At 59.1% G+C, this 26119-nt stretch carries 28 protein-coding genes, 1 tRNA gene and 1 pseudogene; 18 read left to right on the top strand and 12 right to left on the bottom strand.

Annotation, left to right across the window (positions count from 1 at the left end; translation table 11 throughout):
* Positions 1–138 precede the first annotated feature (138 nt).
* The 5 genes from IPK70_09830 to IPK70_09810 all read left to right on the top strand — a co-directional run bounded on the left by IPK70_09830 (position 139) and on the right by IPK70_09810 (position 2956).
* On the top strand, positions 139–906 hold the full coding sequence (locus IPK70_09830) for a sulfite exporter TauE/SafE family protein (protein ID MBK8227457.1): 768 nt from the start codon (positions 139–141) through the stop codon (positions 904–906).
* Between the two features lie 154 nt (positions 907–1060).
* Positions 1061–1489, top strand: a complete 429-nt coding sequence (locus IPK70_09825; GenBank protein ID MBK8227456.1) for a hypothetical protein — start codon at positions 1061–1063, stop codon at positions 1487–1489.
* 39 nt (positions 1490–1528) lie between these two features.
* The gene (locus IPK70_09820; protein ID MBK8227455.1) at positions 1529–1909 is read left to right on the top strand and encodes a heavy-metal-associated domain-containing protein; all 381 of its coding nucleotides are present in this window, start codon (positions 1529–1531) and stop codon (positions 1907–1909) included.
* A gap of 38 nt (positions 1910–1947) precedes the next feature.
* Positions 1948–2580: a class I SAM-dependent methyltransferase gene (locus IPK70_09815; GenBank protein MBK8227454.1), complete on the top strand. Its 633-nt coding sequence runs from the start codon at positions 1948–1950 to the stop codon at positions 2578–2580.
* Positions 2581–2587: 7 nt separating this feature from the next.
* Positions 2588–2956 (top strand): DUF3703 domain-containing protein, encoded by a 369-nt coding sequence (locus tag IPK70_09810; GenBank protein MBK8227453.1) that lies wholly within the window; start codon positions 2588–2590, stop codon positions 2954–2956.
* On the opposite strand, the gene IPK70_09805 is transcribed toward IPK70_09810, so the two are convergent.
* From IPK70_09805 to IPK70_09795, 3 genes are read right to left on the bottom strand one after another with little or no spacing between them, the layout of a single operon-like run.
* Positions 2947–4173, bottom strand: a complete 1227-nt coding sequence (locus tag IPK70_09805) for a hypothetical protein (GenBank protein MBK8227452.1) — start codon at positions 4171–4173, stop codon at positions 2947–2949. The two genes, IPK70_09810 and IPK70_09805, sit on opposite strands and share 10 nt — an antisense overlap.
* Positions 4170–4604: a Rieske (2Fe-2S) protein gene (locus IPK70_09800; GenBank protein MBK8227451.1), complete on the bottom strand. Its 435-nt coding sequence runs from the start codon at positions 4602–4604 to the stop codon at positions 4170–4172. The genes IPK70_09805 and IPK70_09800 overlap by 4 nt, the downstream gene beginning before the upstream one ends.
* Position 4605: 1 nt before the next feature.
* Complete coding sequence (locus tag IPK70_09795; protein ID MBK8227450.1) at positions 4606–5787, bottom strand: thiol oxidoreductase; 1182 nt, start codon at positions 5785–5787, stop codon at positions 4606–4608.
* Positions 5788–5854: 67 nt separating this feature from the next.
* Here IPK70_09795 and IPK70_09790 point away from each other — a divergent pair, with 67 nt between their 5' ends.
* Together IPK70_09790 and IPK70_09785 are read left to right on the top strand one after the other, a co-directional pair.
* Complete coding sequence (locus IPK70_09790) at positions 5855–6511, top strand: metal-dependent transcriptional regulator (GenBank protein ID MBK8227449.1); 657 nt, start codon at positions 5855–5857, stop codon at positions 6509–6511.
* A 26-nt stretch (positions 6512–6537) separates the two neighbouring features.
* Positions 6538–6824 (top strand): annotated as a pseudogene (locus IPK70_09785) (hypothetical protein).
* 358 nt (positions 6825–7182) lie between these two features.
* On the opposite strand, the gene IPK70_09780 reads toward IPK70_09785, so the two are convergent.
* The 4 genes from IPK70_09780 to IPK70_09765 form a co-directional block, all read right to left on the bottom strand.
* Positions 7183–10437, bottom strand: a complete 3255-nt coding sequence (locus IPK70_09780; GenBank protein ID MBK8227448.1) for a CusA/CzcA family heavy metal efflux RND transporter — start codon at positions 10435–10437, stop codon at positions 7183–7185.
* 10 nt (positions 10438–10447) lie between these two features.
* Positions 10448–11341 (bottom strand): efflux RND transporter periplasmic adaptor subunit, encoded by an 894-nt coding sequence (locus tag IPK70_09775; protein ID MBK8227447.1) that lies wholly within the window; start codon positions 11339–11341, stop codon positions 10448–10450.
* Positions 11342–11358: 17 nt separating this feature from the next.
* Positions 11359–12606, bottom strand: a complete 1248-nt coding sequence (locus IPK70_09770; GenBank protein MBK8227446.1) for a TolC family protein — start codon at positions 12604–12606, stop codon at positions 11359–11361.
* 607 nt (positions 12607–13213) lie between these two features.
* Positions 13214–13300: transfer RNA gene (locus tag IPK70_09765), tRNA-Ser, on the bottom strand.
* Between the two features lie 97 nt (positions 13301–13397).
* On the opposite strand from IPK70_09765, the gene IPK70_09760 reads away from it, so the two are divergent.
* The 11 genes from IPK70_09760 (at position 13398) to IPK70_09710 (ending at position 22229) form a co-directional block, all read left to right on the top strand.
* A complete protein-coding gene (locus IPK70_09760; protein MBK8227445.1) occupies positions 13398–14537 on the top strand; it encodes a hypothetical protein in 1140 nt (379 codons plus the stop codon).
* 25 nt (positions 14538–14562) lie between these two features.
* A complete protein-coding gene (locus tag IPK70_09755) occupies positions 14563–15111 on the top strand; it encodes a YceI family protein (protein MBK8227444.1) in 549 nt (182 codons plus the stop codon).
* A gap of 1 nt (position 15112) precedes the next feature.
* Entirely contained in the window at positions 15113–16312 is a 1200-nt protein-coding gene (locus IPK70_09750; GenBank protein ID MBK8227443.1) for a hypothetical protein, read from the top strand.
* On the top strand, positions 16278–17885 hold the full coding sequence (locus IPK70_09745) for a histidine kinase (protein ID MBK8227442.1): 1608 nt from the start codon (positions 16278–16280) through the stop codon (positions 17883–17885). Before IPK70_09750 ends, IPK70_09745 begins: the two co-directional genes overlap by 35 nt.
* Positions 17882–18634 carry a response regulator transcription factor gene (locus tag IPK70_09740; protein MBK8227441.1) on the top strand — a complete coding sequence of 251 codons (753 nt, stop codon included), beginning with the start codon at positions 17882–17884 and terminating at the stop codon, positions 18632–18634. Before IPK70_09745 ends, IPK70_09740 begins: the two co-directional genes overlap by 4 nt.
* A 100-nt stretch (positions 18635–18734) precedes the next feature.
* On the top strand, positions 18735–18950 hold the full coding sequence (locus IPK70_09735) for a hypothetical protein (GenBank protein MBK8227440.1): 216 nt from the start codon (positions 18735–18737) through the stop codon (positions 18948–18950).
* A gap of 52 nt (positions 18951–19002) precedes the next feature.
* Positions 19003–19755: a hypothetical protein gene (locus tag IPK70_09730; protein MBK8227439.1), complete on the top strand. Its 753-nt coding sequence runs from the start codon at positions 19003–19005 to the stop codon at positions 19753–19755.
* A 101-nt stretch (positions 19756–19856) separates the two neighbouring features.
* Positions 19857–20222 carry a hypothetical protein gene (locus IPK70_09725; GenBank protein MBK8227438.1) on the top strand — a complete coding sequence of 122 codons (366 nt, stop codon included), beginning with the start codon at positions 19857–19859 and terminating at the stop codon, positions 20220–20222.
* Between the two features lie 7 nt (positions 20223–20229).
* Complete coding sequence (locus IPK70_09720) at positions 20230–20664, top strand: hypothetical protein (protein MBK8227437.1); 435 nt, start codon at positions 20230–20232, stop codon at positions 20662–20664.
* A gap of 54 nt (positions 20665–20718) precedes the next feature.
* Positions 20719–21252 (top strand): YceI family protein, encoded by a 534-nt coding sequence (locus tag IPK70_09715; GenBank protein ID MBK8227436.1) that lies wholly within the window; start codon positions 20719–20721, stop codon positions 21250–21252.
* Positions 21253–21299: 47 nt separating this feature from the next.
* A complete protein-coding gene (locus tag IPK70_09710) occupies positions 21300–22229 on the top strand; it encodes a hypothetical protein (protein ID MBK8227435.1) in 930 nt (309 codons plus the stop codon).
* Positions 22230–22241: 12 nt separating this feature from the next.
* Here IPK70_09710 and IPK70_09705 read toward each other — a convergent pair whose 3' ends face one another.
* The 5 genes from IPK70_09705 to IPK70_09685 form a co-directional block, all read right to left on the bottom strand.
* Positions 22242–23360, bottom strand: a complete 1119-nt coding sequence (locus IPK70_09705) for a site-2 protease family protein (GenBank protein MBK8227434.1) — start codon at positions 23358–23360, stop codon at positions 22242–22244.
* Positions 23360–24181 (bottom strand): universal stress protein, encoded by an 822-nt coding sequence (locus IPK70_09700; GenBank protein ID MBK8227433.1) that lies wholly within the window; start codon positions 24179–24181, stop codon positions 23360–23362. Before IPK70_09700 ends, IPK70_09705 begins: the two co-directional genes overlap by 1 nt.
* Before the next feature lie 12 nt (positions 24182–24193).
* Positions 24194–24412 carry a hypothetical protein gene (locus tag IPK70_09695; GenBank protein MBK8227432.1) on the bottom strand — a complete coding sequence of 73 codons (219 nt, stop codon included), beginning with the start codon at positions 24410–24412 and terminating at the stop codon, positions 24194–24196.
* 58 nt (positions 24413–24470) lie between these two features.
* The gene (locus IPK70_09690; GenBank protein MBK8227431.1) at positions 24471–24872 is read right to left on the bottom strand and encodes a hypothetical protein; all 402 of its coding nucleotides are present in this window, start codon (positions 24870–24872) and stop codon (positions 24471–24473) included.
* Positions 24873–24960: 88 nt separating this feature from the next.
* A complete protein-coding gene (locus IPK70_09685; GenBank protein MBK8227430.1) occupies positions 24961–26085 on the bottom strand; it encodes an FAD-binding oxidoreductase in 1125 nt (374 codons plus the stop codon).
* Positions 26086–26119 lie beyond the last annotated feature (34 nt).

The following is a 26119-nucleotide window of genomic DNA, read 5'->3' as shown; positions in this document are numbered from 1 at the left end:
TGAGGTGCTTGGCGGCGTGTTTCTTGGTATAGCTGTGGCACTCCTCGTTCACAACGCATAACGCAGCTGGTACCTGAATTGCTATTCGAAAGCACCCTGGTCGATGGACCGTAAGCACTGAACTTTGGCCTGTTCCACATGGACATCTCCATCCTCATTGTTCCTGCCGCTGCTCTGGCCGCATCCCTTCTCACATTGATCAGTGGCTTCGGTTTGGGCACTCTGCTGCTTCCAGTGTTCGCCGTGTTCTTTCCGCTGGAGATGGCAATCCTGCTAACCGCCGTCGTGCATCTGCTCAACAATCTCTTCAAGCTCGGGCTGCTGTGGAGGTATATCCATTGGAGCACCGTGCTGCGTTTTGGGGTGCCCGGGATTCTCGGCGCCTATATAGGTGCGCGGCTAATGCTCACCTTGGGCGAGCGTGCGCCCATCTTCCAGGGCGTCCTTCATCCCTTGGATCCGCTGGACCTGGTGATCGCCGGACTGATGTTGCTATTCGGGCTTATCGAACTCTCGAAGAAGCTCAACTCCTTGTCGCTCCCGGCGGAATGGATGCTGCCCGGCGGTCTCATCAGCGGATTCTTCGGTGGGCTGAGCGGGCATCAAGGTGCTTTACGCAGCCTGTTCTTGCTGCGCGGTGGGCTGGGTAGAGAAGCCTTCATCGCTACGGGTGTCGCCATCGCCTGCATGGTGGATCTAACGCGCTTGCCAGCGTACATCACCAAGGGCATGCTGTCCCGGCTTGGGGACCAGTGGCCACTGCTGTTGGCCTGTACGCTGGCCTCATTCTTTGGCGTCTGGTGGGGCAGCAAGCTCATCCGGAAGGTGACCATGCGTGGTGTACAAGTCGTCGTTGGCCTGCTGATGCTCTCGATCGCAGCCATGCTCGCGGGCGGTCTGATTTGAGCCCATGACATGCCTCGTAAGGGACAGGATCCCTAGCCATGGCACCATGCTGAGCACAGTTCTCGATAACCCTGCACCCCAGACAGCGTATTTTCGCGAACCAACGGCAAGGTTCTTGCCATGTAAGATGTCCAACACACTTAAGTAACGATCTATGAAACCTTCCTTGCTCGCCAGTGCCGCCTTGATCGGTCTGCTTTCGTTCTCAACCATAACCGTCCAAGCAGTAACGCTACAAGGTGTTGGAACACATGATCCGGCCACGACCGCTGATGACAGCAAAGCCGCTGCTACCCGAGTGATGACCGTACTGATCAACGATGGCTTGATAGCCGGGGAGGACGCCGCCAAGTTACGTGATGAACTCACCGCCATTTTCACCAAGACCCCGTTGGTCGCTACGGGTGACGAGAAGAAGGACGCCGCCACCAAAGCCAAGGTGAAGGATCAAGTACAAGCTGCCGTTCTCCGCCAAGTGGGCAAAGAGAAGAGTGCCCGCGTGGCCGAACTCCTTGCCAAGCCCGAAAGTTGGGACGCCAAAGCCTGCGCGAAAGGCAAGGCTTGCTGCGCAGGCCACAAATAGGCGGCACCCGTTATTCTCATCAACCCCAAGCGCATTCCCATGAAGTGCCCTAAGTTCCTGTTGTTCGCTCTCGGCCTGGTCTTCGCTGTGAACTCCTTCGCGCAGGACGGAGCTGCTCCTGCCAAAGCCGGTGTCGAAACCGTGAAGATCCAGAGCAGTGCCATCTGCGACATGTGCGAGAAGACCATCGAAACGGAGCTGGTCTACGAGAAAGGCGTGAAGAAGGTGGATGTGGATCTGACTACCGCCACAGTGAATGTGCAGTACGACCCCAAGAAGACCGACGCCGACAAACTCCGCGCAGCATTGGTGAAGCTGGGTTACTCAGCAGATGGCACGGCCGGGAATGCGGAGGCTTTCGCCAAGCTGCCCTTGTGCTGCCAGAAGGAAGGCTGTGGTAAGATGCCGGAGAAGCCGTGATGATCGGGTGACTGCACGCGACCGCACCATTCACCATCATGGAACAGAACGCATTCGACCCGAAAGCACACTGGGAAACCATCTACACCAAGAAGGGGCCGCAGGATGTGAGTTGGTTCCAGGCCATGCCCAAGGTGTCGTTGGACCTCTTCGCCGAGTACCGTGTGCCGCAGAACGCGCGTATCATCGATGTGGGTGGTGGAGATAGCTTGCTCGTGGATCATTTGCTCGACAACGGGTTCCGTAATGTGACCGTGCTCGACATCAGCGGTGCGGCGCTGGGCAAAGCCAAGGAGCGCCTGGGTGAACGTGCTGGCCTGGTGCAGTGGATCGAGAGCAACGCCACTTCGTTCGATGCGCCTGCACCGTTCGATGTGTGGCACGATCGCGCGGTGTTCCACTTCCTCACTTCGGAGGCCGACGTGGATCGCTACATCGATCGCCTCGTCAAGTTGCTTAAGCCCGGTGGACTGCTCATCCTGGCCACCTTCAGCGAGAACGGGCCGGAGAAGTGTAGCGGCATACCCGTGCATCGCTACAGTGAGGCGGAAATGGTGGCGCGTCTGCAGAAGGTGTGCGACCGCATCAAGTGCTTCACGGTGGACCATGTCACGCCGTTCGATACCGTTCAGAACTTCCTGTTCTGTGCGTTCCGTAAGGCCGCGTTCTGAGCATCGCATGAAGTTCCATTGGTCCATGCCCGAACGTGTGCGGCCTTTCTATTTGGCCGAATTGCATGCAAGTGAACAGGCGCATGCTCACGGCGATCTGCGAACGGAGTGGCACCACCTAGAACGGGCGCACATCCTCGGTCAGCGTTGGCCAAGGGAGCATAATGCCGTTCACTGGCGCATGCTCATGTTCGGATTCCGCATCAAGAACGGACGCGAGATCGCCGGGCAACTGCCGCGACTGGTCTTCGGCGGTGTGAAGAGCTTCGTGGGTACGGTGCCGATCGGCAATACTGGCGGGGCGGATGTGCCCGCGCTGCAGCCGATGCCTGTGCCGGACGATCTGGCACGCATGCTGGAGGGTGCTCAGAAATAGCTGGATACGCCGAACTGGAAGCCGCCGGTGATGCTGGGTGGATTGCCCAATAGATCCGTCTGGCGAAGGTGCCGGTAGTTGAGCCGGATCACCGTTTCGGGCGCGGGCCGGAAGCTGATGGCCGGCACAACGGCCCGGACTTCATCGCCGATGCGACCACCGGTCTCACGGAAGCGGCCGTCGTTCCAATCAACGTACTCCAGTCGGCACGCTACGTTGAGCACTGCGCCATCGAAACCGAGGATGCGTCCTCTTAGCATTGGTTGCACGATGTCCAGGTAGCCTCCCTGCTGACGCGACCCATACTGCTGCGTGTACGTTTCGGGCACATCCACCAGCACCCAGGCCCATTCGCCGGTGAAGCGCGTGCCCCACGGCTTGATGGTGCTGTTCGCATCAATGGCAAGCACATCCACGCGGCGACGCTCGTCCAAGGCGAGGCCATCCTCCTCGAACTTGTTGTACACGCCGTTCATGGTGCTAAGGCCAATCTCGCCGAAGCGTTGGTGCCGCACGGCCACTTTGCCGGTGAACAACGGTACGCCATTGAAGCTCTCGGAAAAGCGCTCGGGGTTTTCCTTCGCCGCAGGAAGGAAGGTGCGGTTCTCGTCGTTGCTGATGATGCTGGCGTCGAAGCCGTTGGTGAGATAGACTTCGTAGCCCAAGGTCCATGCGCCGCTACCATGCTTGCCGACCGCACCGAAGCCGACGTTGCTCCACGTAGCTGGTAGCATGCGTTGTGCGGACATCGGGCGGTCGTTGAATTCCCACTTGGGTCCGTCGTGGTTCTGGTTGAAGGCGCCGATCGGGTTCATGACAACGCCACCACGTAGCGAGAACAACGGGTCCAGTTCCAGATCGAGCGCTGCGAACTCGATCGCGATCTCACGCCCTCCCTCCTCCAATTCGATCTCGCTGAGGAAGCGCAGTCGCGGCTTGATCGTAGAGGCCACGAACAGCGTCATGCGTTGGAACGCAAAGGCAGTTCCATCGCTCACACCATCGGTTCCTAAGTGTTCCACCTTCGCTTCCACATATCCGCCCAAGCTCACTGGCGCCTTATCGAACGTGAGGAAGGGTCGGTTGTAGATGGCATCCATGTTCAGTTGGCCGCGGCTCGTGCTGTCGGGCCCCGCGCTCTTAAACAACGACGAGTCGATCTGGGCCACCGAAGTGGATGCACATGTGATACAGATGACAAGCGCTTCGGCCCTCATGCTCCCAATGAAATGCGGACGAGTCCGTCCAGTTCTACAGTCGGGAATTTCCGCAGGGGTATGCTCGCCGGTCCTTCGATGACCGCTCCTCCGCTTTCGAAAACGCTCCCGTGTGCAGGGCACTCCAACCGTTCACCTACCACTTGAAGATCGGCCCCGCGATGGGTGCATCGCATCAGAACTGAATGGTAGTACCCTTCAGGTGCATGGAACACTGCGATGGGATGTTTGAGTTGGTCTTGCGTCACGATCAAGTAGGGCCGTGCTTTTCCATTTTTATCGAGGAAAGCAGAGAACGGAAGTACCAAGTCGTCACCTTCGATCGTAGCGGTCACGTAGCGAGTCGAAGTGCAGGAGGCGAGAAGAGCAGGCATGGCCGTTGCAGAAAGGCAGGCGAGACAAGCGTTTTGTATGAAGTTGCGCCGGTCCATCTCAAAGGCTCATTAGGAAAGCGATCAGCTTCATGCGTTCATCTGAGGAAAGCGCGATGAAGGCATTACGCGCTGCATGCCCTTCACCACCGTGCAGGTCGATGGCTTCTTCGATGCTGTGCGCACGACCATCGTGCATCAGGAAGTAGGAACCGCCCTGGCTGGCCGGAAAAAGGCCAAGGCCCCACAAGGCTGGCGTACGCCATTCGGCGGTGTAAGCCGAGCCCTCGGTGTAGCCGTCGTCGAGACCAGGCCCCATATCGTGCAGGAGCAGGTCGGTGAAGGGTTTGAAGGTCTTGTGGGCCAGCGCGTCGATCGGACTTTCACCGGTGGTCAACTCTGGGCGGTGGCATTTCGCGCAGCCAACCGAGGTGAATATCCCTTCGCCTGCGACAACCTCTGCATCGCCTTGCTCCCGCTGGATCGGCGCTTTCAGTGTGCGCAAGTAGAAGACCACATCATGCAAAGTGGTGCTCAGCACCTCAGGATCTTGCTCATCGCCGCTGTAAGGATCCACCGGCTCGAACGCGCTGACCACGCCGATATCCTGGTTGTAGGCTTGCGATGTCTGCTGCAGCAGATCGTACGCACCGGCCTTGCGTCCGAACCGGCCGATGTACAGACCTCCTTGCTCGATCGCACCCGGCCGCGCTGCACTGTACGGCTTGCGCACCACCCAGTTCGGTCGGCCGCTGATGCCATCACCATTCGCATCGTTCTCATCAGCGAAAGCGAGCAGGTCGGCATCGCTTACGGCATCCAGAAAACCGAGCCCCGTGTTCAAAGGCGGAAGGAAGCGCGCCGAGGTTGCGCCTTCAGGGATCGACTCCGGCTGGACACCCGGAATCGCACGGTCCTGCAACTGCGGACCGCCCTGCGCAAGGAATTGGTTCCCCGTCGCATCGTACTGCCCGAAACGCGTGAGCGTAGTGAAGGGATGCCCTGGACCATCGCCCGCATGACAGGATCCACAACTCGTTGCCACGAAAACAGGACCCAGTCCATTCCCCGCATGGAACACCTCATCGTTGAAAGCCACATCCCCACGGAGGAAGCGCGCGTTCTCCTCCCCGCTCAATCCTTCCACTGGCCCATCGAGCAGTGCGTCGTTGGCAGGTGCAGCGGGCTCCAACTTGGAGCAGGCTGCCAGCAGGACGGTGATCAAGAGGAAGACTGCGCGCATGGGAGGGCGAAAGTAGAACATTGTTTAGACACGCCTAATCTATTATCTACATTCGCCGCATCATCCGATGCTCACCCGCAGCGAAGAAGACCACATCAAGGCCGTGTATGCCCTGCTCCAGGCTGAGGAGAGCGCCTTCACGAAGGAGATCGCCGCGCGCATGCACACCAAGGCCAGCAGCGTCACGGACATGCTGAAGAAGCTGGCGAAGAAGAAGCTGCTGAAGCACGAGCCCTACTACGGTGTGAAACTCACCGCGAAGGGCGAAGCCCTGGCCCTGCAGCTCGTACGGCGGCACCGACTCTGGGAGACCTTCCTCGTGGAGCGCCTAGGCTTCGGCTGGGACGAGGTGCACGAGGTGGCTGAGCACATGGAGCATGTGGCCAGCGAAAAACTCGTGGACAAGCTCGATGCCTACCTCGGCCGCCCGCACTTCGATCCGCATGGCGACCCGATCCCCGACAAGTACGGTCGCATCCGCGCGCGGAAAACCAAGCGCCTCGCTGCCTGCAAGCCAGGCGAGACCGTGCGCATCGCAGCGGTGAGCGATACCACCGACGGGCTCCTGCGGCTCCTGGGGGCCAAAGGGCTGCGCATCGGTGCTACGCTCAGTGTGCAGGAAGTGCATGCCTTCGATGGCAGTATGGATGTGAAGCCTACAGGCGGAGTAGCATTCAGCCTGAGCAAGGATGTGAGCTACCACCTGCAAGTAGAGCACGCTTGAACACCATCATCAACTGGTTAGCCTCCATCGACCTTGGCGAGGAACTCATCATCTCAAAACTGTTCCTTGCCACAGTGCTAGGCGCGCTCTTCGGCTACGACCGCGATGCGGGCCCACGCACCTATGCCAGCGCATGCGTAGGTGTGGCGCTCTTCACGAGCACAGCCGGGCGCTTGGAGGATGCGGCCACCATCTGGTCTACCGCCGCCGTCGGCGTGGCCGTGGACCCCAACATGTTCGTCATCGCCACGGCCAGTACGCTGCTGGTGTACTATCTCATCCGTCTGCACACCGCACATGGTATGTGCGCTGAAAACAGCAGATTCGACAGAACACTAATTACTCTGACTGAATCTCCAACACCCCAGGGCCCAGTGATGCACCGTGTCCTTTCTCTCGGACAATACCCGCGTTCGCTCCTAATTGTTTGCCATACCGACCTGCAAGTTCGGGCATCAATTTGAATGATAGTGTACTTCATCCCTTGTTCAGAGGCGATTCTTCTAGCTTCTTCAAGAACCATCTGTCCAGAGGCTTGATGATTGCTGTATACGTGCGTGCTGACTCCGTTTCGCTTCTGCAAGATTGGCCAGATGTGGAGCCAAAGAATGCTAGACACTCCAGGATAGCGCTGAAAGCGCAATACATGTGTTGCAAGCGATATTCATCGTTCATGCTTTCACCTCATGTTCACTCATCATGCTCTTTCCTAATGAGAAAAGCGCATATAGCGCGGGTACTACTAGCAATGTCAGCATGGTCGCCGTAATCAGGCCGCCGATGACAACGGTGGCAAGGGGTTTCTGCACTTCGGCACCGGCCCCTGTTGCGATTGCCATCGGCACAAAGCCGAGTGAAGCCACCAAAGCCGTCATCAAGACGGGACGAAGACGGGATAAGGCCCCTTCAACGACTGCCCGTCCTTGCTCCATTCCCTCGCGCACCAGCTGGTTGATGCGCGAAACCATGACCAGGCCGTTTAAGACAGCAACACCGGAAAGAGCTATGAAACCTACCGCGGCAGAGATCGAAAACGGCATATCACGAAGCCACAGTGAGATGATGCCTCCGGTTAAAGCCAACGGCACGCCGCTAAAAACCAGCAAGGCCTGTTTGGCGGAGTGAAGTGCTGCGAATAGCAGCAGAAAGATCATAAAGAAGCAAGCTGGCACAACCACGCTCAAGCGCTTCTTGGCCTCTTGCAAGTTCTTGAACTGTCCTCCCCATTCCAGCCAGTAGCCTGCTGGAGTCTTGACCTTTCTCTCCACTGAATCTTGGGCATCTGCAACGAAACTGCCAATGTCACGATCGCGCACGTTCGCCTGAACAACAATCCTACGTTTACCATTCTCGCGACTTATCTGGTTAGGACCGTCCTTGACTACTAAGCGTGCTAGCTCCTTCAGCGGCACATACGTAGGACGGATGTGCTGAGCGTTCGGTGTCTGATCAGAAGTATCGCCATCCTCGGCAGATAAAAGAATAGGCAGGTTCCGCAAGGCCTCCATATTGTGACGTAGATATTCAGGCAGCCGTATCATGATGTCAAAGCGACGATCTCCTTGAAAAATAAGACCACCGCTCCGGCCGCCCACAGCGATAGCGACGACGTCCAGCACATCACTAACATTAAGACCGTAACGGGCGATGGCCGGTTTATCCAGCTCAACCTCTAGCATCGGCAAACCTGATGTCTGTTCCACTTTCACATCAGCGGCTCCTTCGAGGGACTTCAGCGCTAGAGCAATCTCCCTGGCTGTCCTTTCCATGCTTGCGAAGTCATCTCCATAGATTTTAACGGCTACATCGCTGCGTACGCCAGAAATCAACTCATTGAACCGCATCTGGATTGGCTGGGTGAATTCATAGTTATTACCAGGCACCTTCATGACCGCCCTCTCAATACGCGTAACAAGCTCTGACTTGGCCATATCCGGATTAGGCCATTCCTTTCGCGCCTTCAGAATAATGAAAGTGTCTGCCACGTTCGGCGGCATGGGGTCGGCAGCCATCTGAGCCGTGCCAATCTTTGAGAACACGAAGGAAACTTCGGGAACCGTGCTTACAGCCCTTTCGACTGCAAACTGGAGCTGCTGGGACTGTTCCAGCGATGTACTCGGGATGCGCATGGCGTGCATGGCAATGTCCTTCTCATCAAGAGTCGGGATAAACTCTTGTCCCATATTTAGCAGCACGATGAGTGAGACCAAGAAGGCCGCCGTCGCACCGCTTACCAAAGCGCGAGGAGCTCGCAGGCTGAAGCGCAAGACGGGCTCATAGCAACGCTTGGCAATTTCAATAGCCCTGTTCTCCTTCTCCCGTACCTTCCCGCTAACAAACAGAGCAATCATCGCAGGAATAAACGTGAGAGAAAGGATGAACGCAGCAACAAGCGCAAGAATGACGGTCGTCGCCATCGGCTCGAACATCTTACCCTCCACGCCACCAAATGTCAGCAGTGGGATGTAGACCATGATAATGATTACTTGACCAAAGACTGTAGGCTGAATCATCTCACGTGAAGCAATCGATACTTCCTCAAGTCGTTCAGGCCTTGTTAGTTGTCTGCCATGGTGATGCTGACGCTCGGCTAGACGACGCAAACAGTTCTCGGTGATAATCACTGCCCCATCAACAATAAGACCGAAATCCAAAGCTCCGAGGCTCATCAGGTTGCCACTTATTCCTAAATGCTGCATACCAATAGATGTCATTAGCATTGAAATCGGTATGACTAGTGCCGTAATCATGGCGGCACGAATATTACCGAGCAGCAGGAAAAGAATGGCGATGACCAGAATAGCGCCTTCCGCCAAATTCTTTTGTACTGTAGAGATAGTGGCATCGACCAGTTTGGTTCGATTCAAAACAGGCTTGGCGATGATATTGGGCGGCAGGGTCTTGTTGACTTGCTGTAACTTCTTATCGACAGTGTCCGATACAATCCGACTATTTGCCCCAATTAACATCAACGCCGTGCCGACGACAATTTCATTACCATTTTCACTGGCCGATCCGGTGCGCAGTTCTTTACCTGATGCAATGTCCGCCACATCTTTCAGGTAAATGGCAATGCCGTTGCGATGGGCGATCACGATATTGGCTAGTTGCTCCGTATTCTCAATCCGGCCATCGGAACGCACCACATAGGCTTCACCGTTATTCTCGATATAGCCTGCACCGATACTGTGATTATTTTTTTCGATGACATTCAGCACATCGGCAAAGCCCAAACCAAGGGCCAGCAGCTTCTCAGGATCGGGCATGACATGATATTGCTGAACATAGCCGCCGATAGCATCAATCTCGGCAACACCTGTCACATTCTTCATCTGTGGGCGGATAATCCAGTCTGCTACAGTCCGTAAATATCCTGCCAGTTCATAGTCTTTGCGCAGATATTGGCCTTCGGGTGTCAGGTAACTTCTATCTTTTTGCCAGCCAGCTTCACCATCTTTGACAGTCACGCCTTTGCCATCCGGATTTTTGTACTCGACCGTCCACATATAGACTTCGCCAAGACCAGTCGTGATCGGCCCCATCTTTGGATCTGTCCCTTCCGGCAAGGCTTCTTTGGCTTCTGTCAGTCGCTCATTTACTTGCTGACGGGCAAAGTAAATGTCCACATCGTCGCGGAAGATCGCGGTCACTTGTGAGAAGCCGTTACGCGATAGTGAGCGTGTGTTCTCCAGTCCAGGAATGCCCGCCAAGGCTGTTTCAACTGGATAGGTCACTTGCTTTTCAATTTCAGCAGGTGAGAAAGCGGGCGCGACCGTATTGATCTGCACCTGAATATTGGTGATGTCCGGCACGGCATCAATCGGCAGGCCGCGCAGGGAGTAAATCCCGAATGCGGTGATTGCTCCCGTCAGCATAACGACCAGCTCGCGATTACGAAGCGAGAAATTTAAAATACGGGCGATCATGGTCTATCCATCAATGTTCGTGTTCAGCTTCGGATTTGGCGATGTCGGCTTTGACAATAAAGCTGTTTTCCGACACGTATATTTCACCAGCCTGCACGCCGTTCAGGATTTCCGTCCATTCACGGTCACTTTGCCCTACCTCGACTTTGCGCATCTCATAGTCATTACCTTCCTGCACATAGACGACCTGCCCGCCTTCCTGACGCTGGACAGCGGTTGTTCTAACCGCGAGTGGTACTTCGCGCTCACTCAGAACTACATCGCCTCGTACCGTCATTCCGGCACGCCATTTATCCTCATCATTATTCAGCTCGACACGGGCAACGACCGTCTGGCTCGAACTTTCAGTGGTCGGCAGCAAAGTTGTAAGCTGCGCTTCCGCTTCGGTATCGTCCGTGAGACTCCGAATACGTATGGCCTGACCCTGTTTAATCGAATTCAGGTCACGGGAAAAGATAAAGAACTCTGCCCATAGTTTTTTCAGGTCGGCCACGACAAACATCGGCTCATTTTCAGCCGTATCGCCGACATTGGTATTACGACCCAAGATAACTCCGTCCATTGGCGAAGTAACCGGATAGGCTTGCAGACTTTGATTGCTCTCGACAATCGCAAGCGTCTGTTCTTTTTTAACTACGTCACCAATATTGCTTCTTACATCTCGAACAAGGCCGGGAAATCGCGCCCGCACTTGGGCTACGCGGTTCTTATTCAGCGTGATCTTGCCTGTCAGACTGATCGTCTGATGCACCTTGCCTGGCCTGACTATATCCGTGCCGATCTTCATGGCCTGCGCTGACTCAGAATCAATAGTCGTGCGGTCGCCAGCCTCCTCATGTTCATCTGCATGGCCATGATCGTCACTGGCATAGGATGGACTAGTTATTAGGACGGCAAATAACATTAGGATAAAAAGACGGTTCATGGTTTATCTCCTGTCACAATGTCCTGCGCGGTCAGGCGCTCGATTTCTGCTCTTTGAATGTGGTAATCGCGCAAAGCCTGAATATAAGATAGCCTTGTATCCATCAGTGTGCGCTGCGCGTCCAAGACTTCCAGATAAGCGAACTTCCCTGCATTATAACCACGCTTGGCCTGTGCAAAGGCTTCCTGTGCTTCCGGCAGGATTGTTTCTTTGATTGAGGAAGCCGTCAGATAGGCGTTTTGCAAAAGCTGCAAGCGCTCGGCCAAATCCATCTGCCCATCCAGCAAAAGTTTCTGGCGGTCGGTATTAGCTTTTATCGCTTGCTGGCGAGCTTTCTCGATATTGCCCCGGTTCATATTGAAGACGGGTAAAGGGATAGATACACCAGCGACAAGTGCCTGATCATTCGACGCTCGGAAATCGCGCAGACCGACATTGAAGGTCGGATTAGGTACGGCATTAGCACGTTCCAAATCGAGCAGGGATTGCGCTTGATCGGCAGCGGCAGATGTCTGTTTATAATCCACCGTGTCCCGTAACAGCTTTTGTGCATCGACATCGATATTCGGTTTTTCGATTTTGTAGAAATCGGCAGGATCAACCGCCACAGCCGTGTTACTCCCCCACAGAGCCCCCAAGACCTTCAATACAGCATTTTTTTGACCTTGCGCACGCTGGGCAGTGAGGTCTGCATTTGCCATCAGGATTTTGGCCTTATTGCGCTGGACAAGCGGCTCGGCAGCAGCGCTGACACGCTTATCGACCGTCTTGTAAACGTCGCGGGCGAGGTCAGCTTGCTCTGTCGCAATAGAGGCTTCCTCCTGGGCGGCAACAGCATTGGCAAAGGCCGTACTTACATCGCGTACCAAATTCAGTTTGGCTGCTGACTGGCCGTATCGGGCGATAACCTGACCATGATCAGCTGCTTTGATACGTGCTGAGCGCTTGCCGCCAATTTCAAATGTCTGCGATACGCCTGCCGTCAATTCAGCGCCATCTGTACCGCTAAAGGCACCCGTGCCGCTGACATTCTCGGCATCGAAACCGATGGTCGGGTTCAGGTACGCAGAGGCCTGACGGCGTTCGCCCTGTGCCGCGCCATATTCTGCATCGGCGCCTTTGATACTTGGCGATGCGTCCAGCGCAAGCTGAATAGCGTCATTAAGACGCAAAGATTTCTGCGCATCAGCATAAGCAGGGCTGATGAAGCACAAACAGGCACAAAATGCCCACGAACTTTTCATGGTAAGTTCCTTCGACTTGAAAATGGGAACAGGCCCAACTACATCGGGCTAGGATTAAGCGAAGAGCTTGGGAGGACGGTCTAAGCCCTTGGATTCGAAACTCGCTAGGCGATTCTCTTCGATAGAGGGCAATCCAGCTTTGGATGGGGACATAACCTGGGGTTTAGACTGGGTTGGGCTCATAAGTTTAGCGAAGCAGCAATGATGCGATAAGCAACACTTGTCCTTTGAATTGGAACTATCCCGATGGTTATTCGAGGCGTTCTTAACCACCTGCTCCGCCTTGATTACATCCGCATCGTCGAGACAGAGATGTGGTATGGCCGGAGCGCCCGCTAGTAGGGCGGTCATCAGAATCATCATCAAGGTTTGGAAGATTCGCATGCCCAAAGCGTACTCTAAGCGCTATGAAAGTCAAGTTAAGCCATCCCCTGGGTCTAGGTGTAAGCTTCCCTTAAAGTCGGGCCAGTGATAGCTAGAGGTCTCCGGGCTCGATGTAGGCGAGGGTGGTCGTGCCCGTCCGGTTTGACACCTATTTGACACCGAGGCCAGGCTTCTAAAGAAAAACGCAGGTCCCTGGATATCCGGAGACCCGCGTCAATCTAAGCGGAGAGGGAGGGATTCGAACCCCCGGTACCCGTGAAGGCACATCTGTTTTCGAGACAGACCCGATCGACCACTCTGGCACCTCTCCGATTCGGGGCGGCGAAGATAGCCGGGCGCGCTTTCGTCGGGGACCCGCGTGAACCTCATGCGCTTTGCGGTGTTCTGCGGTGGACTAGCTTGCACCCATGCGCCATCTCTTGCTTGCCCTTGCCGCGCTGCCGACCATGGCGGCTGCTCAGCCATACCTCATCGGCAACCGTTCGATCACCTTTTTCGATGCCAGCCGCAACCGCAACATCGCCACCAACCTGTATTACCCAGGCGAGGCCGCTGGCAGCAATGCGGCGGTGCTCGCCGGCGAATGGCCGGTGCTCGTGGTGGGCCATGGCTTCGTGATGGGGACCGATGCCTATGCGAACCTCTGGAACCACTTCGTGCCGCGCGGCTACATCGTGGCATTGCCCACCACTGAGGGCGGCTTCGCTCCGAGCCACAGCAATTTCGGCCAGGACCTCGCTTACGTGGCCGCCGCGTTGCAGGCCGCCAACGATGAAGCGGCATCACCATTCCATGAGCGTGTGGCGCCCACCAGCGCACTCATGGGACATAGCATGGGCGGTGGTGCCAGCTTCCTGGGAGCTGCCAATAACACCAGCATTACCACCGTGGTGAACCTCGCAGCCGCTGAGACCAACCCCAGCGCAGTGGCGGCCTGTGCCCAAGTGCTGGTGCCCACCCTCATGTTCGCGGGCAGCAACGATTGCGTGACTCCGATCCCGCAGCACCAGGAGCCCATGTTCGATGCGCTCACCGTGCCGTGCCGCGCCTTCGTGAATGTCATCGGTGGCGGCCATTGCTATTTCGCCGAGAGCAACTTCAATTGTTCATTCGGCGAGCTCACCTGCACGCCTGCGCCGGCCATCTCGCGCGCCGCGCAGCATGATGCGGTGAACGATTTCGCAACGCTCTGGCTCGACCATTTCCTCAAAGGCGATGAGCCAGCGTTCCCCGCCTTCCTCGACAGCGTCTCGTTGAGCACTCGCGTGGTCGCGACCACTGCTTGCGAGCTTCCAACTTCAGTGAGCCATTTGCAGCACCGCGATCCGGTCCTTTGGCCCTCGATCGCCACCGACCGCTTCCACGTGCGCATAGGTGCACCAACGCTTGTAGAGGCCTATGGAATCGACGGCAAGCGCATGCTGAGCGCGCTGGTGCGGTCCAGCGGTGAACCGGTGGACGTGAGCGGATTGGCGCCAGGCGCCTATTCGGTTGTCCTCCATGAAGGCGGCGCGTCGCATTCCCACCGGCTGCTGATCGCGAGATAGCATCAAGCTACCTTCGGCCTCGCGCATGCGGGGTTGCCTCCTGATCATACTTCTCACGTTCACGGCGCTCGCCGGGCGGGCGCAGGAAAGGGACCTCTTGCGCTTGATCGATTCCGAGGTTCGCTTCACCAGCGTAGCTCCATTGGAGACCATCACAGCGGCCTGCGTGCTTGGCAGCGGCCTCATCGATAGGGCTGATCGGACCTTTGCCGTGCAGCTGCCCGTAGTTGATTTCATGGGTTTCAATGCGCCATTGCAGCGGGAGCATTTCCATGAGAACTACATGTCCGTAGAGGACTGGCCGCATGCCACCTTCACAGGCCGCATCATCGAGGCGATCGACCTCGGGGCGCCCGGAAAGCATGCGGTGCGAGCGAAGGGCGTGCTCACCATCAGAGGGCAGGCGGTGGAGCGCGTGATCCCATGCGCGATCGACGTCGCGCCCAGTGGCCTGTCTGTGAGCGCGCGCTTCGAGGTCCCAGTGGCCGATCACGGTATCCGCATCCCCCGCGTGGTGCAGCAGAAAGTGGCGGCGGTGGTGCAGGTGGAAGCGCGGTTGTCATTCGCACCTTGAAATGAGGGCGCGATCGCTCCTTTGGTTCGTGCTGCTGCTGCCCGGTTGGGCAATGGCGCAATACCCGATGGTGAGGGCCATTGAGGTGCGGCCTGGCCAGCAGCGTCCGCGGATCACGTTGATCGCGCAGGATGAGCGCGGCTTGATCTGGACTGCCAGCGATGCCGGCTTGATGCGCACCGATGGCGAAGCAGTGGATGTGATGGCGCGGTTCGAGGGGGCGCGTATCACCGCGCTCGCTGCCGATGGCGCATCGATGCTCGCGGCCCTATCGACAGGCGTGATCATGCGCTGCAGAGAGCGCGGCTGCGACACGCTGCTGATGGATTCCGCGTTCGTGGCGAATCGCGTGACCGGATTGGTGGCCGATGGTGCAGGAGCCGTTTGGGTAGGCACCTATGGCGCAGGCCTGTGGCACTGGCAAGACGGGCGGTCAACGAAGTGGAACGAGCTGAACGGCCTGCCGGAGGATCACGTGAACGCCATCGCCGCGCTGCCCGATGGGTCCATGGCCGTGGCCACGGATCAGGGCCTTGCGGTGTGCAGCGGCAATCGGATCACGGCGTTGATGGGAGAGGCCGAAGGGGCGCCTGACAACCTGGTGCTCGCATTGGCCGTGGATGAGGAGGGCCTGATCTGGGCCGGTTCCGACCGGAAAGGCGTTTTCAAGTGGCGGCCCGGGGAGACTGCGCTGGCCATCGCCCAGCCGTGGCCATTCGGTGCGGTGCACGATGTAGCCGTGAGCGGCGGCATGGTGTGGGCGGCCACTCGTGAGCATGGCGCCGTGGTGATGGATCTCGCTCTGGAGCACGGGACCTACCGGATGGAGGAGCCCGGGCCTCCAGCGCTGCGCATGATGCGCGATGCCGATGGCGCGGTCTGGTGGTGCAATGGAAGCGAGGCGCTGCACCGTGCCGATCCTGCCATCCTCATCGTCCCCGAGCACGAGGGCCTCGACCTGCGCGGCATCACGGCGCTCTGCGCAGACGCTCGCCAGAGCATATGGTTCGCCACGGAGCAAGGCGTTCATCAGCATGCGGCGTGGTTCTCCGAAGAGCGCACCGTGGCGCGCCCCCGTGGTGGCTCTGGCTGCGTCACCGGATGGAACGGTTTGGGCAGCCACCTTCGGTGCGGGTGTCAGCGCGATTGCTCCCGATGGATCCGTTGTGCAATACAGCGAAGCCAGCGGCCTGTCGAATGACAATGTGCTGGGGGCGCGCGCCACTCCAGACGGTGCTGTGTTCGCCACGCTCGCGGGCGTGTCCGTCGTTCGAAACGGATCAATGCAGCGGGCGGCCGGCGATGCGGGCTTCACCTTCGATGCCTTGTTGCACGATGGCGGCTTGCTGGCAGCAACGGATGGCAAGGGCATTCGCAGCGTCGAGCCCGACTCACCGGTCAGTGAAGAGCTGCGGAAGGGCACCTACTACAGCCTGCTGCGCGATTCTGGTGGCCGGTTCTGGGCGATCGGCCCGGGGACCGGTTTCTGCCGCGCCGATGATGCATCGCAGCCCTGCATCGCAGCGGGCTTGCCGCCCTTTGATGGCGACCTCTATGCCTTGGGCGAGGTTGCTGGCCATCTGATCGCCTTCGGCAGCACGGGCGTGCTGGCGCTCGATCCCATCACCGGCGACCTGTTCGATGTCACAACGGCTTTCGGCCTGAACGACATCACCGCCGGGTTGAATTGCGTCTCCTCGGATGTGCAGGGCGCGCTCTGGTTCGCATGCAGCAAGGGCCTGGTCAGGCTTCGTCCGCAGGCCGCGCACTTCAGGAAGGGACTCAAGACAGCGCTGCTGCTCGCCGAGGTGGCTGGCGAAGCCGTTGATCACGCACAAGGTCTTCGGCTTGCCCATGACCGCAGCTCGTTGGTCCTGCGGTTCACCGCCACGCATTGGGCCGACCCTGCTGCGGTGCGATTCCAGTACCGGCTCCGTGGATTCAGCGAAGGCATCGTTGATACACGAGACCGCCAAGCGGCATTCCCCGCCTTGCCTCCGGGGAGCTACACGTTTCAAGTGCGCGCCTTCGCGGGTGCACCCGATGCCGATGCGCCATGGACAGAGCTGGGTATCACGGTGACTCCGCCGTGGTGGAGGCTGCCTTGGGTGCTGGTGCTGTTCTTCATCCTTGCCTTGGGCATTGCATTCGCCGTGATTCGCGCCCGCGATCGCAGACTGCGTTTCCGCGACCGCATGGAGCAGGAGAAGGTGCGCTTCCAGCTTGAAGCACTGCGCTCCCAGGTCGATCCGCACTTCCTCTTCAACAGCTTCAATGCGCTTGTTGAGTTGATCGAGAGCGAGCCCGCCAAGGCCGTGGGGCATGTGGAGCAGTTGAGCACCTTCTTCCGGAATATCCTACAAGTGCGCGATCAGGAGCGCATCACGGTGGAGGAAGAGCTGCGCTTGCTGGCCACGTATTTCGCGCTGGAGCAGCGGAGGTTCGGGAGCCGCATCGCGCTGCAGGTCGATGTGGACGCCGCCAGCCGAGCTCGGGCCATCGTGCCTCTCACCTTGCAGCTGCTGGTTGAGAACGCGCTCAAGCACAATGTGGTGATCGGGGGGGAGCCATTCACGATCACCGTTGCATCCGAGGGCGATTCGCTGGTGGTGGCCAATCCGATCCGTCCGCGCACGACGCCGGCACGGTCCACGGGCTTCGGATTGGAGAGCATCACGAAGCGCTATGCCGCGCTCACCGGCCGTCCCATCGAAGTGGTTGACGGGGAAGGGCGATTCTGGGTGCGGATACCTTTGATCGACCCCCAACCATGAAGATCCTCATTGTCGAAGACGAGAGCTCCGCTGTGCAGCGGTTGCGGAAGATCCTGGCGGGCATCGGTGGCGGCGTAGAAGCGGTGGCCGATGTGCCGAGCATCGTCTCAGCCGTGGATTGGTTCAAGTCCAATGCAGCGCCCGACCTGGCCCTGTTCGATGTGCAGCTGGCCGATGGTGAGAGCTTCGTGGTGTTCAAGCGCGTGGAGGTGACCTGCCCGGTGATCTTCACCACGGCTTACGATCAGCACGCGTTGCAGGCCTTCAAGGTGAACGCGATCGATTACCTCTTGAAGCCTGTGAATGCCGATGAGCTCAGGGCCGCGATCGAACGGGTGCGGAAGCTGGGCCTCGTGCGCGATCACTCCGCATTGGCCGCATTTCACCTGTCTGAGCAGCCGCACGCCTATGCCAAGCGCTTCCTCATCCGCTACGGTGAGCACTTCAAGGTTGTTGAGCCTGAGCAGATCGCGTATTTCCATTCGCTGCTGAAGAACACCTTCCTCCGCACGCGAGAAGGACGTGACCTGCCCATGGAAGAGAGCCTCGACCGCCTGGAGAAGCAGCTCGACCCGCAGCGCTTCATCCGCCTCAATCGGCAGTTGATCGTGCATCTGCACAGCATCAAGGAGCTGCTGGCCTACAGCAAGAGCCGCGTGAAGGTGGTGCTCGATCCGCCTTACGGCGATGACGCCATCGTGAGCAGTGAGCGCAGCGCCGCCTTCAAGCGCTGGTTGGCCGGTGAGTGAGCGGCCTTGCCGATTGGTCGCACCCGTTGCCCGTTCTGTCAGACCCGAGTGGTAATCCGCATCGCGGTGCGTCCACCTTCGGTGCACCAAGCACGATATCATGAATTCCCTCCGCCTCCTCAGCCGCTTCGACCAGCAACGGCTGCTGGCCATGTCCCCCGAGGACCGCTTGGGCATGATCATCCGACTGAACGGCGCCGCCCGGTACAGCAACCGGCTGAACGTGGTGGAATTGATGGTTGCTCTGGCTGAACTGATCGAGAAAGGAGCCGTGTCCGGTTCATCGCCGGTTTCTCCCGGTTTATCCGCTTCGTAAGAAGAAGAGCATGGATCGCGCGTTTCATTTGGGCCAGCAAGCAAGCATCGCCATGATCAGGAAGAGAACCAAGGGTTTGGCAAGGTGGGTAGCCTTGGGCTCGGCCTTGGTCATGGCGATGCTGCTCGCTGATTCTTGCAAGCATGAACCGCTTATTGAGCCGGGAGTTGACAACGGGCAGAGCGGTGGGGGAGGAGACGACCCCGACGAAGGCACGGTGTGCGACCCCAATACGATCTGGTTCCAGCAGCAGGTGCTGCCCATCCTCACCAGCAGCTGCACCAATCCCGGGGAGGGCCTCAACTGCCACCACACGGCCAACGACGACAACGACGAGATCCGGATCACCAGTTACGAGACGCTCATGGCCAGCGGCATCGTGCAGGATGGCGACTTGATGGAGCACATCACGGAGAATGACCCGGACGACATCATGCCGCCCCCGCCATTCACACCGCTCACCGCCGCCCAGATCGCGCTGATCCAGCAGTGGATCAACCAGGGCGCGCAGAACAACAGCTGCGAGCCTTCGGGCTGCGACACGCTCAACGTCACCTACAGCGGCACCATCGCCCCTCTGCTTCAATCGCGCTGCACCAGCTGCCACAGCGGGTCCACGCCATCAGGCGGCATCAACCTCACGCAATGGAGCGTGGTGAATCAGCGCGCTGCCGATGGCACCTTGGAGGGCGCCATCCGCCGCCTGCCCACCTTCGAGCCCATGCCGCCTTCTGGTCCGCAGCTCTCCGATTGCCGCATCCGCCAGGTTCAGCTCTGGATCGCCCAGGGTGCGCCAAATAATTGATCGTACCGGTGAACATCCGCTCCAAGCATCCCGGATGGTCGGTTAGCCCGTATGTTCGCCAAGGCGCCGTCATCGGCACGGTGCGATCACATTTCAAGGGCATGGATCACCGCGCATTCGCAATCCTCTCGGCGCTGGCTGCGCTCTTGCTGCTGCCAGGTTGCTACTACGACAACGAAGAGGAACTCTATCCAGACACTTTCTGTGACACGACGGCCGTGACTTGGACGGGTGTAATAGAGCCTTTGGTGCAGGGCAGTTGCGCCATACCGGGTTGCCATGTTCCGGGCGGGCAATCCCCTGCGCTCACGAGCTACACCGCTGTGAAAGCCATCGCCGACGAGGGCAAGCTGCAAGGCGTCGTGGTCGCAGGCAGCCCATACTTCATGCCGCCCAGCGGCAAGCTGCCCGTTTGCGACCAGAACAAGGTGCAGGCATGGATCGATGCAGGCGCACCGCAGAATTAACGGACCCATGAAAGCACGCAACTGGATCCTCATCGGCGGCATCGCCCTGGCGGCCGCAGGGGCTTATGGCCTCATGGAATTCAACCGGGGCCACGACGATCTTGCCTCAAGCAAGCCGGACCACACCCTTGATGCGCCCGCGCTGCTGGCCGCTTTCGTGAATGATGAAGCCGTTGCGAACGCGCAATATGTGGAGAAGGTCCTGCAGGTGAAGGGCACGATCTCCAGCATTGAAACCGGTGCTGGCGACGCTCCCGTGAACCTCATGCTCGATAGCGGTGACCCCATGGCCGGCATCCTTTGCGAATTCAATGAAGCGGATTTGCCGAAGAACTGGGAAGAGGGCGCACCGGTGACCGTGAAGGGCATCTGCGCGGGCTACCTCGGCAGCGACCTGCTCCCTGGCAACGTGATCCTGCAACGATGCGTGGCGGTGGAATGATGCTTGCCTGACCCATTTAAACGAAGAACCATGAACCTGCTGAAGACCACTCTGATGAGCCTCGCGCTCGCACCGATCGCCCTCGCTGCGCAAGACCGCTACATGACGCGCACGGGCCACATCGACTTCCATTCCTCCACGCCTTTGGAGGATATCCATGCCGATAACGACAAGGTGACCAGCGTCTGGGACATCACCACCGGCGCCATCGAGTTCTCCGTCCTGATCAAGGCGTTCACGTTCGAGAAGGCCCTGATGCAGGAGCACTTCAACGAGAACTACATGGAGAGCAGCAAGTTCCCCAAGGCCTCGTTCAAAGGCGCCCTCAAAGGGGTCACCGCAGAGCAGTTGGCGAAAGCAGGGACTTACCCGGTGACGGCTGAGGGCACGATCAGCATCCATGGTGTGGATCAGCCGGCCAAGGCTACGGGCACCATCACCGTCGATGGCAAGGGCGGCATCCGCGCGGAGAGCAAGTTCCAGGTGAAGCCCGAGGATCACGGCATCAAGATCCCAGGAGCGGTGCGCAAGAACATAGCTGAGGCCATGGATGTCTCGGTGCGGATGGACTTCACCAAGATGCCCTGATCCTCCTGTTACAGTCCTTCTGCCACTCCGACAATCCTCCTTGATCCATGCGCTTCGTCCCGATCCTCTTCACAGCACTATTGCTGATCCCAAGCGCTCGTGCGCAAGAAGACCTGCTCGGGCTGCTGGGTGCGGAGGAACAAGGACCGGAGTACACGAGCGCGGCCTTCAAGACCACACGTGTGATCAACGGCCACAGCCTGGAGAACACGGCGGCCGGCGTGCTCGATTTCCGGATAGGCCATCGGTTCGGGCCCACCAATGGCGGAGCCCGGGAGGCCTTCGGCCTCGATGGCGCCACGGTGCGTCTCGGATTCGATTACGGGGTGAGCGACCGCCTGATGGTGGGCATCGGCCGCAGCGGGTACCAGAAGACGATTGATGGATTCGTGAAGTACAAGCTGGTTCGCCAATGCGATGCCGGATGCAAGGCGCCGCTCACCTTGGCGTTGGTGGCAGCGTCGTCCATGACCACGCTCGCAGCCGATCAGGTGCCTTGGTACAATCCGGACCGAACGGACTACTTCACACACCGCCTCTCGTATGCTTGGACCTTGATCGTCGGCCGGAAGTTCAGCGAGTCGATCAGCGTGCAGTTGAATCCCGGTGCGGTGCACCGCAACCTTGTGGCCGCTGCGAGCACCCCGAACGATGTGTTCCACGTAAGCGGCGCCGGCCGCGTGAAGCTCACCAAGCGCCTGACCTTCAACGCGGAGTACTTCCATGTGCTGCCCGATGGCCTCGATGAGGGATTCCAGCAATCACTCTCCGTAGGATTCGACATTGAGACCGGCGGGCATGTGTTCCAACTGCACTTCAGCAACAGCGCGGGCATGTTCGATCGTGCCTTCATCACGGAGAGCACCGGCGATTGGGCCAAGGCCTTCTCATCTCCTGACGATGGCGCTGGCGTTCACTTCGGCTTCAACATCTCGCGCGTATTCACGCTGCATGAGCCGAAGCGGCCCAAGGGCTGAGCCCAAGCCGCTCTAGCGACGGCTCGCCGCTTCGGCCTGCTTCACCTTCACGAATTCGCTGAGGTTGGCGGCTTCCAGCACGCCCACCAAGCGATGCTCTTGCACCACGGGCAGCAAAGGAAGGCCACCGACGATCATCCGTTGGGTGCTTTCATGCGCATCAGCTTCCGGTGCCACCATGGGTGCCGGTTTCGGTGGAAGGTCGATGAGGCGCATGTCTTTGCGGCCGGCCTCCACCGCGCCGAAGAGGTCGTTGCGGTGCAGGACGCCCATGGGAAGGCCGTCCATGCCGATCACCACCAAGGAGGTGTCGCCGCCTGCGAGCAGCTCATTCACGGCCTCGTGCACCGTGGAGTTCAGTCCCATGCTCCAGAAGCGCGTGCGCATCACTTGCCCAACGGTGATTCCCCGCAAGTGCTCGCGCTGCACCACGTTGCGCGCCTCAGCGCCGGCAGCCATGAAGATGAAGACCCCGATCAAGGCGAGGAAGGGCTCGCCAGCGAAAAGCCCGTAGCCGATGCCGAGGATGGCCACGCCCCGACCCAGGACGGCGGCGATGCGGGTGGCGCGTTCACGTGGCATCCGCATGGCCAACAGGGATCGCAGGATGCGGCCGCCGTCCATGGGGAATGCGGGGATCAGGTTGAAGAGGAAGAGCCAGATGTTGAGCCCTGCGAGGAAGAGCAGCGCGTTGGTGAAGAGCGATGCGCCGCCGAGCAACAGGTCCGTGAAGAAGCCCAAGAGGCCCAGTGCCGCCATGGCGATGATGGCAAGGAGTGCGATGGCCAAGTTCACAGCCGGGCCGGCCACCGTGATCCAGAACTCATGGCGCGGCTCTTCAGGCATGCGCTCCAAAGAGGCCACGCCACCAATGGGCAGCAGGGTGATGTCGCGCGTGCCTACACCGAAGCGACGTGCCGTGAGGGCATGGCCGTATTCATGCAGCACCACGCAGGCGAAGGCGATTGCCACCATGCCCAGGCGCAGGCCGATCATCTCCCAATCCATGCCTTGCGAAAGGCCCGAGTACAGGACATAGACCGGCAGCAGCACGAAGCTCCAATGCAACCGGACGGCTATGCCCTTGAAGACGAAGAGCGGGATCGATCCGCGATCGAGGATGCCGGCCATCAGCGTTCGGCTTGCTGCAGCACCAGCAAGGGCAGGTGCGTGTGCATGGCCAGCTTGGCGGCGGTGCTGCGGTGGAAAAGCCCTTGGAAAAGGCCGCGCTTCCGGTGGAGCACGGCGAGCAGGTCGGCATCGCCTTGCTCGGCCAAGTCGTTCAGAGCGGCCTCCACGTTCTCGGCGCTGAGGTATTGCTGGCTGTGCGGAATGCCGCCGAGCAATTGGTCATAGGCCTGTTGGCCACCATCGTCTGCCGTCACCTGCTCGTTCACCACGCGAGCTATGCGGAGCTCGCTTTGGCTCCAGCGCGCGATGTCGAGCAGCAGCGCCAGTGATTCCTTCTTCACCGGTCCGCCATCGTCAGCGAGCAAGATGCGCTTGGGTGCGCGGTACTCAGCATCGGACGGCACGGCCAGCACGGGGAAGCTGCCGTGCTTGATCACGCTGGCGGTGTTGCTGCCGAAGAGCGCCTCTTGGATGCCGCTGGCGCCAAGAGTGCCCATCACCACGCAGATCGGCTTCTCCTCATCGCCCAGGAAGCGGTCAACCACATTCGGCAGGTCACCGTGCTCGCAGACCGTTTCCAGATGCGCATCCACGCCAGGGAGCGCGGCGCGCAGCACGGATTCGAATTGCTTCAGCCCTGTGATTGACTCTCGAGCGAGAAGCTCATCCATGTTCCACATGGTGCTGGCAGCACCGGCCGGCATCATGAAGGTGTTCAAGAGTACGAACCGGTTGCCATCAGCACCGAACAGGCGCACGGCATACACTGCCGCCCGGAGTGAGCCGGAACTGAAGTCGGTAGGAATCAGGATACGCGCCATGAGGCTGCCGGGTCAATGCCCGTGGTCCTCTGCCGAGGGCTGCTTGCCGGCTGAATCGACCAGAGCGTAACCTATGAAGAGCAAGGCGAGCATGGCCACGAAGCTGATCAGCCCCATGGTGTTATCGGCACGCCCCGATTCCTTAACCACCTCATCGGTGTCGAGGATAGAGAACCGGAAGGGGATGAGGAAGGCGTGGAGCCAGAGCGCGAGGCCGATGAACTTCTTCATGTGCTATGGTTTGGAGCGTGCGAAGGTAAACGCCTGTTCGGACGCCTAGCAGGTTCCATCACATGCGTTTCACCAACCATTGGTGGAACTCTGCCTTGAGCTCCCGGTAGAGCTTCTCGAAAGTCTGGTAGCGGTCGCGCAGTGAGGTATGGTCCGTGAACCAACGATGATCGATGGCCACCGGATGGTCCTTCGCCTCCTTCTCCAACTCGTTCTCGGCCTGCTTGATGTCGTGGCGCAATTCATCAACGACTTCCTTCTCGCGGATGAACTGGTTCTGGAAATGCTCCAGCTCTGCCATGACCTCGGGCTTGGTGTTGCGGCGCACGATATCCTCTAAGCGATGCTCGAATATGCTGATCTCATCCTTATAGAACTTCAAGGAGTTGACCCATTCCATATGGTCGAAATGGAGGTCGCCGATGCGGACGCGAGGGGTGGTTGTGGCCGTGGTGCTCATGGGAGTTGAAGTGTTGATGCGCGAATTGATGGTGATGCAGCGCAGAAGGACCTGACGAAGGTCAGATAGTCATGGTGCGCCGCGGCCGCTAAACAAGCAAATCGCAGGCATTTCGCGCCACCCGGATGCCGATCGCCACACCCATTCCTCCCATTCTCACCGCCACCGAAACACGATCACTCAGGCGATCGACGAGCGGAGACTTCCCGGTGCTGCCGAACGCCATGGTGCCGCTCCAGCGTTGCGCAACCTTGAAATCCACGCCGGGCAGGATGACCTCGCGCAAAAGGCCCTCCAGCGCGTCCTGGATCCGAGGGGTTAGCCCTTCCTCCCAAGTTCGCTCGCCTGCAAGATCAAGGTGGCGGCCTCCGCCCAGCAGCACCCCTCCTGCGCAGTCGCGGAAATAATAGAAGCCCTCGTTCATGTGGAAGCAGCCGCGCAGGGCGAGCCCCGGCACAGGCGCAGTGAGCAGCACTTGGCCGCGCGCAGGCACCACATCCAATTCAGGCAAGAGCGAGGCGGTGAATCCATTCGTCGCGACCAGTACTCGGGAACAGCGCCAGGCCGTCCCATCACGCAACGGCAGCACCACTTCAGATGCCCCCTCTTCGATCCGGGCCACCTCAGCGTTGAAACGTACCTCGACCCCGGCCTGCCCGGCCTTCCGCAGCAGCGCGCGCATCAACATGCCGCTATCGATGGCTCCTTCCAGATCAGTGCAGGCAAGATGCTCGATGCCATGAAGGCCGCAGGTGCGGATCCGGGCATCATCCCACCGATAGGTGACCTGCCCGGTGATCGGCCGCAACAGGTCGTTCAGGTGATCGAACCTCTCCGCCACGAGCGGGTACAGTGCGTCACTTGCCCGGAACGCTTCATGCCCGCCCGTCAACTCGAACCCGATCGCTTCGTCGCCTAATTCAGCGCGCAATTCATGAAGGCCTATCCAGCGCTCCTCGGCCCGAGCGAGGGCGGTATGCGAGCCCTCGGTTTCGATGTCGTGAAGCAGTTCGCTGGGGCTTCCGAAGCAAGCGAACCCAGCATTGCGCGCGCTGGCGCCGATGGGATGCGGCCCCCGTTCAAGGATCACTACGCGATGCTTCGGGTTCCTGCGTTGATGGAAGATCGCGGCGAAGAGCCCAACGATGCCCGAGCCGACCACCACGAGGTCTGCTTGTGCGGTGAAGGAGGTACGTTCCCAAACGCTCTGCATGGGGGTCGTGGGGCGGGCGGCAAAGATGTTCTAA

The organism is Flavobacteriales bacterium (genome assembly GCA_016712535.1).
In the GTDB taxonomy this organism is placed as follows: domain Bacteria; phylum Bacteroidota; class Bacteroidia; order Flavobacteriales_F; family PHOS-HE28; genus PHOS-HE28.
The sequence above is the reverse complement of the archived record's forward strand: the minus strand, read 5'-3'. Positions and strand labels throughout refer to the sequence as shown.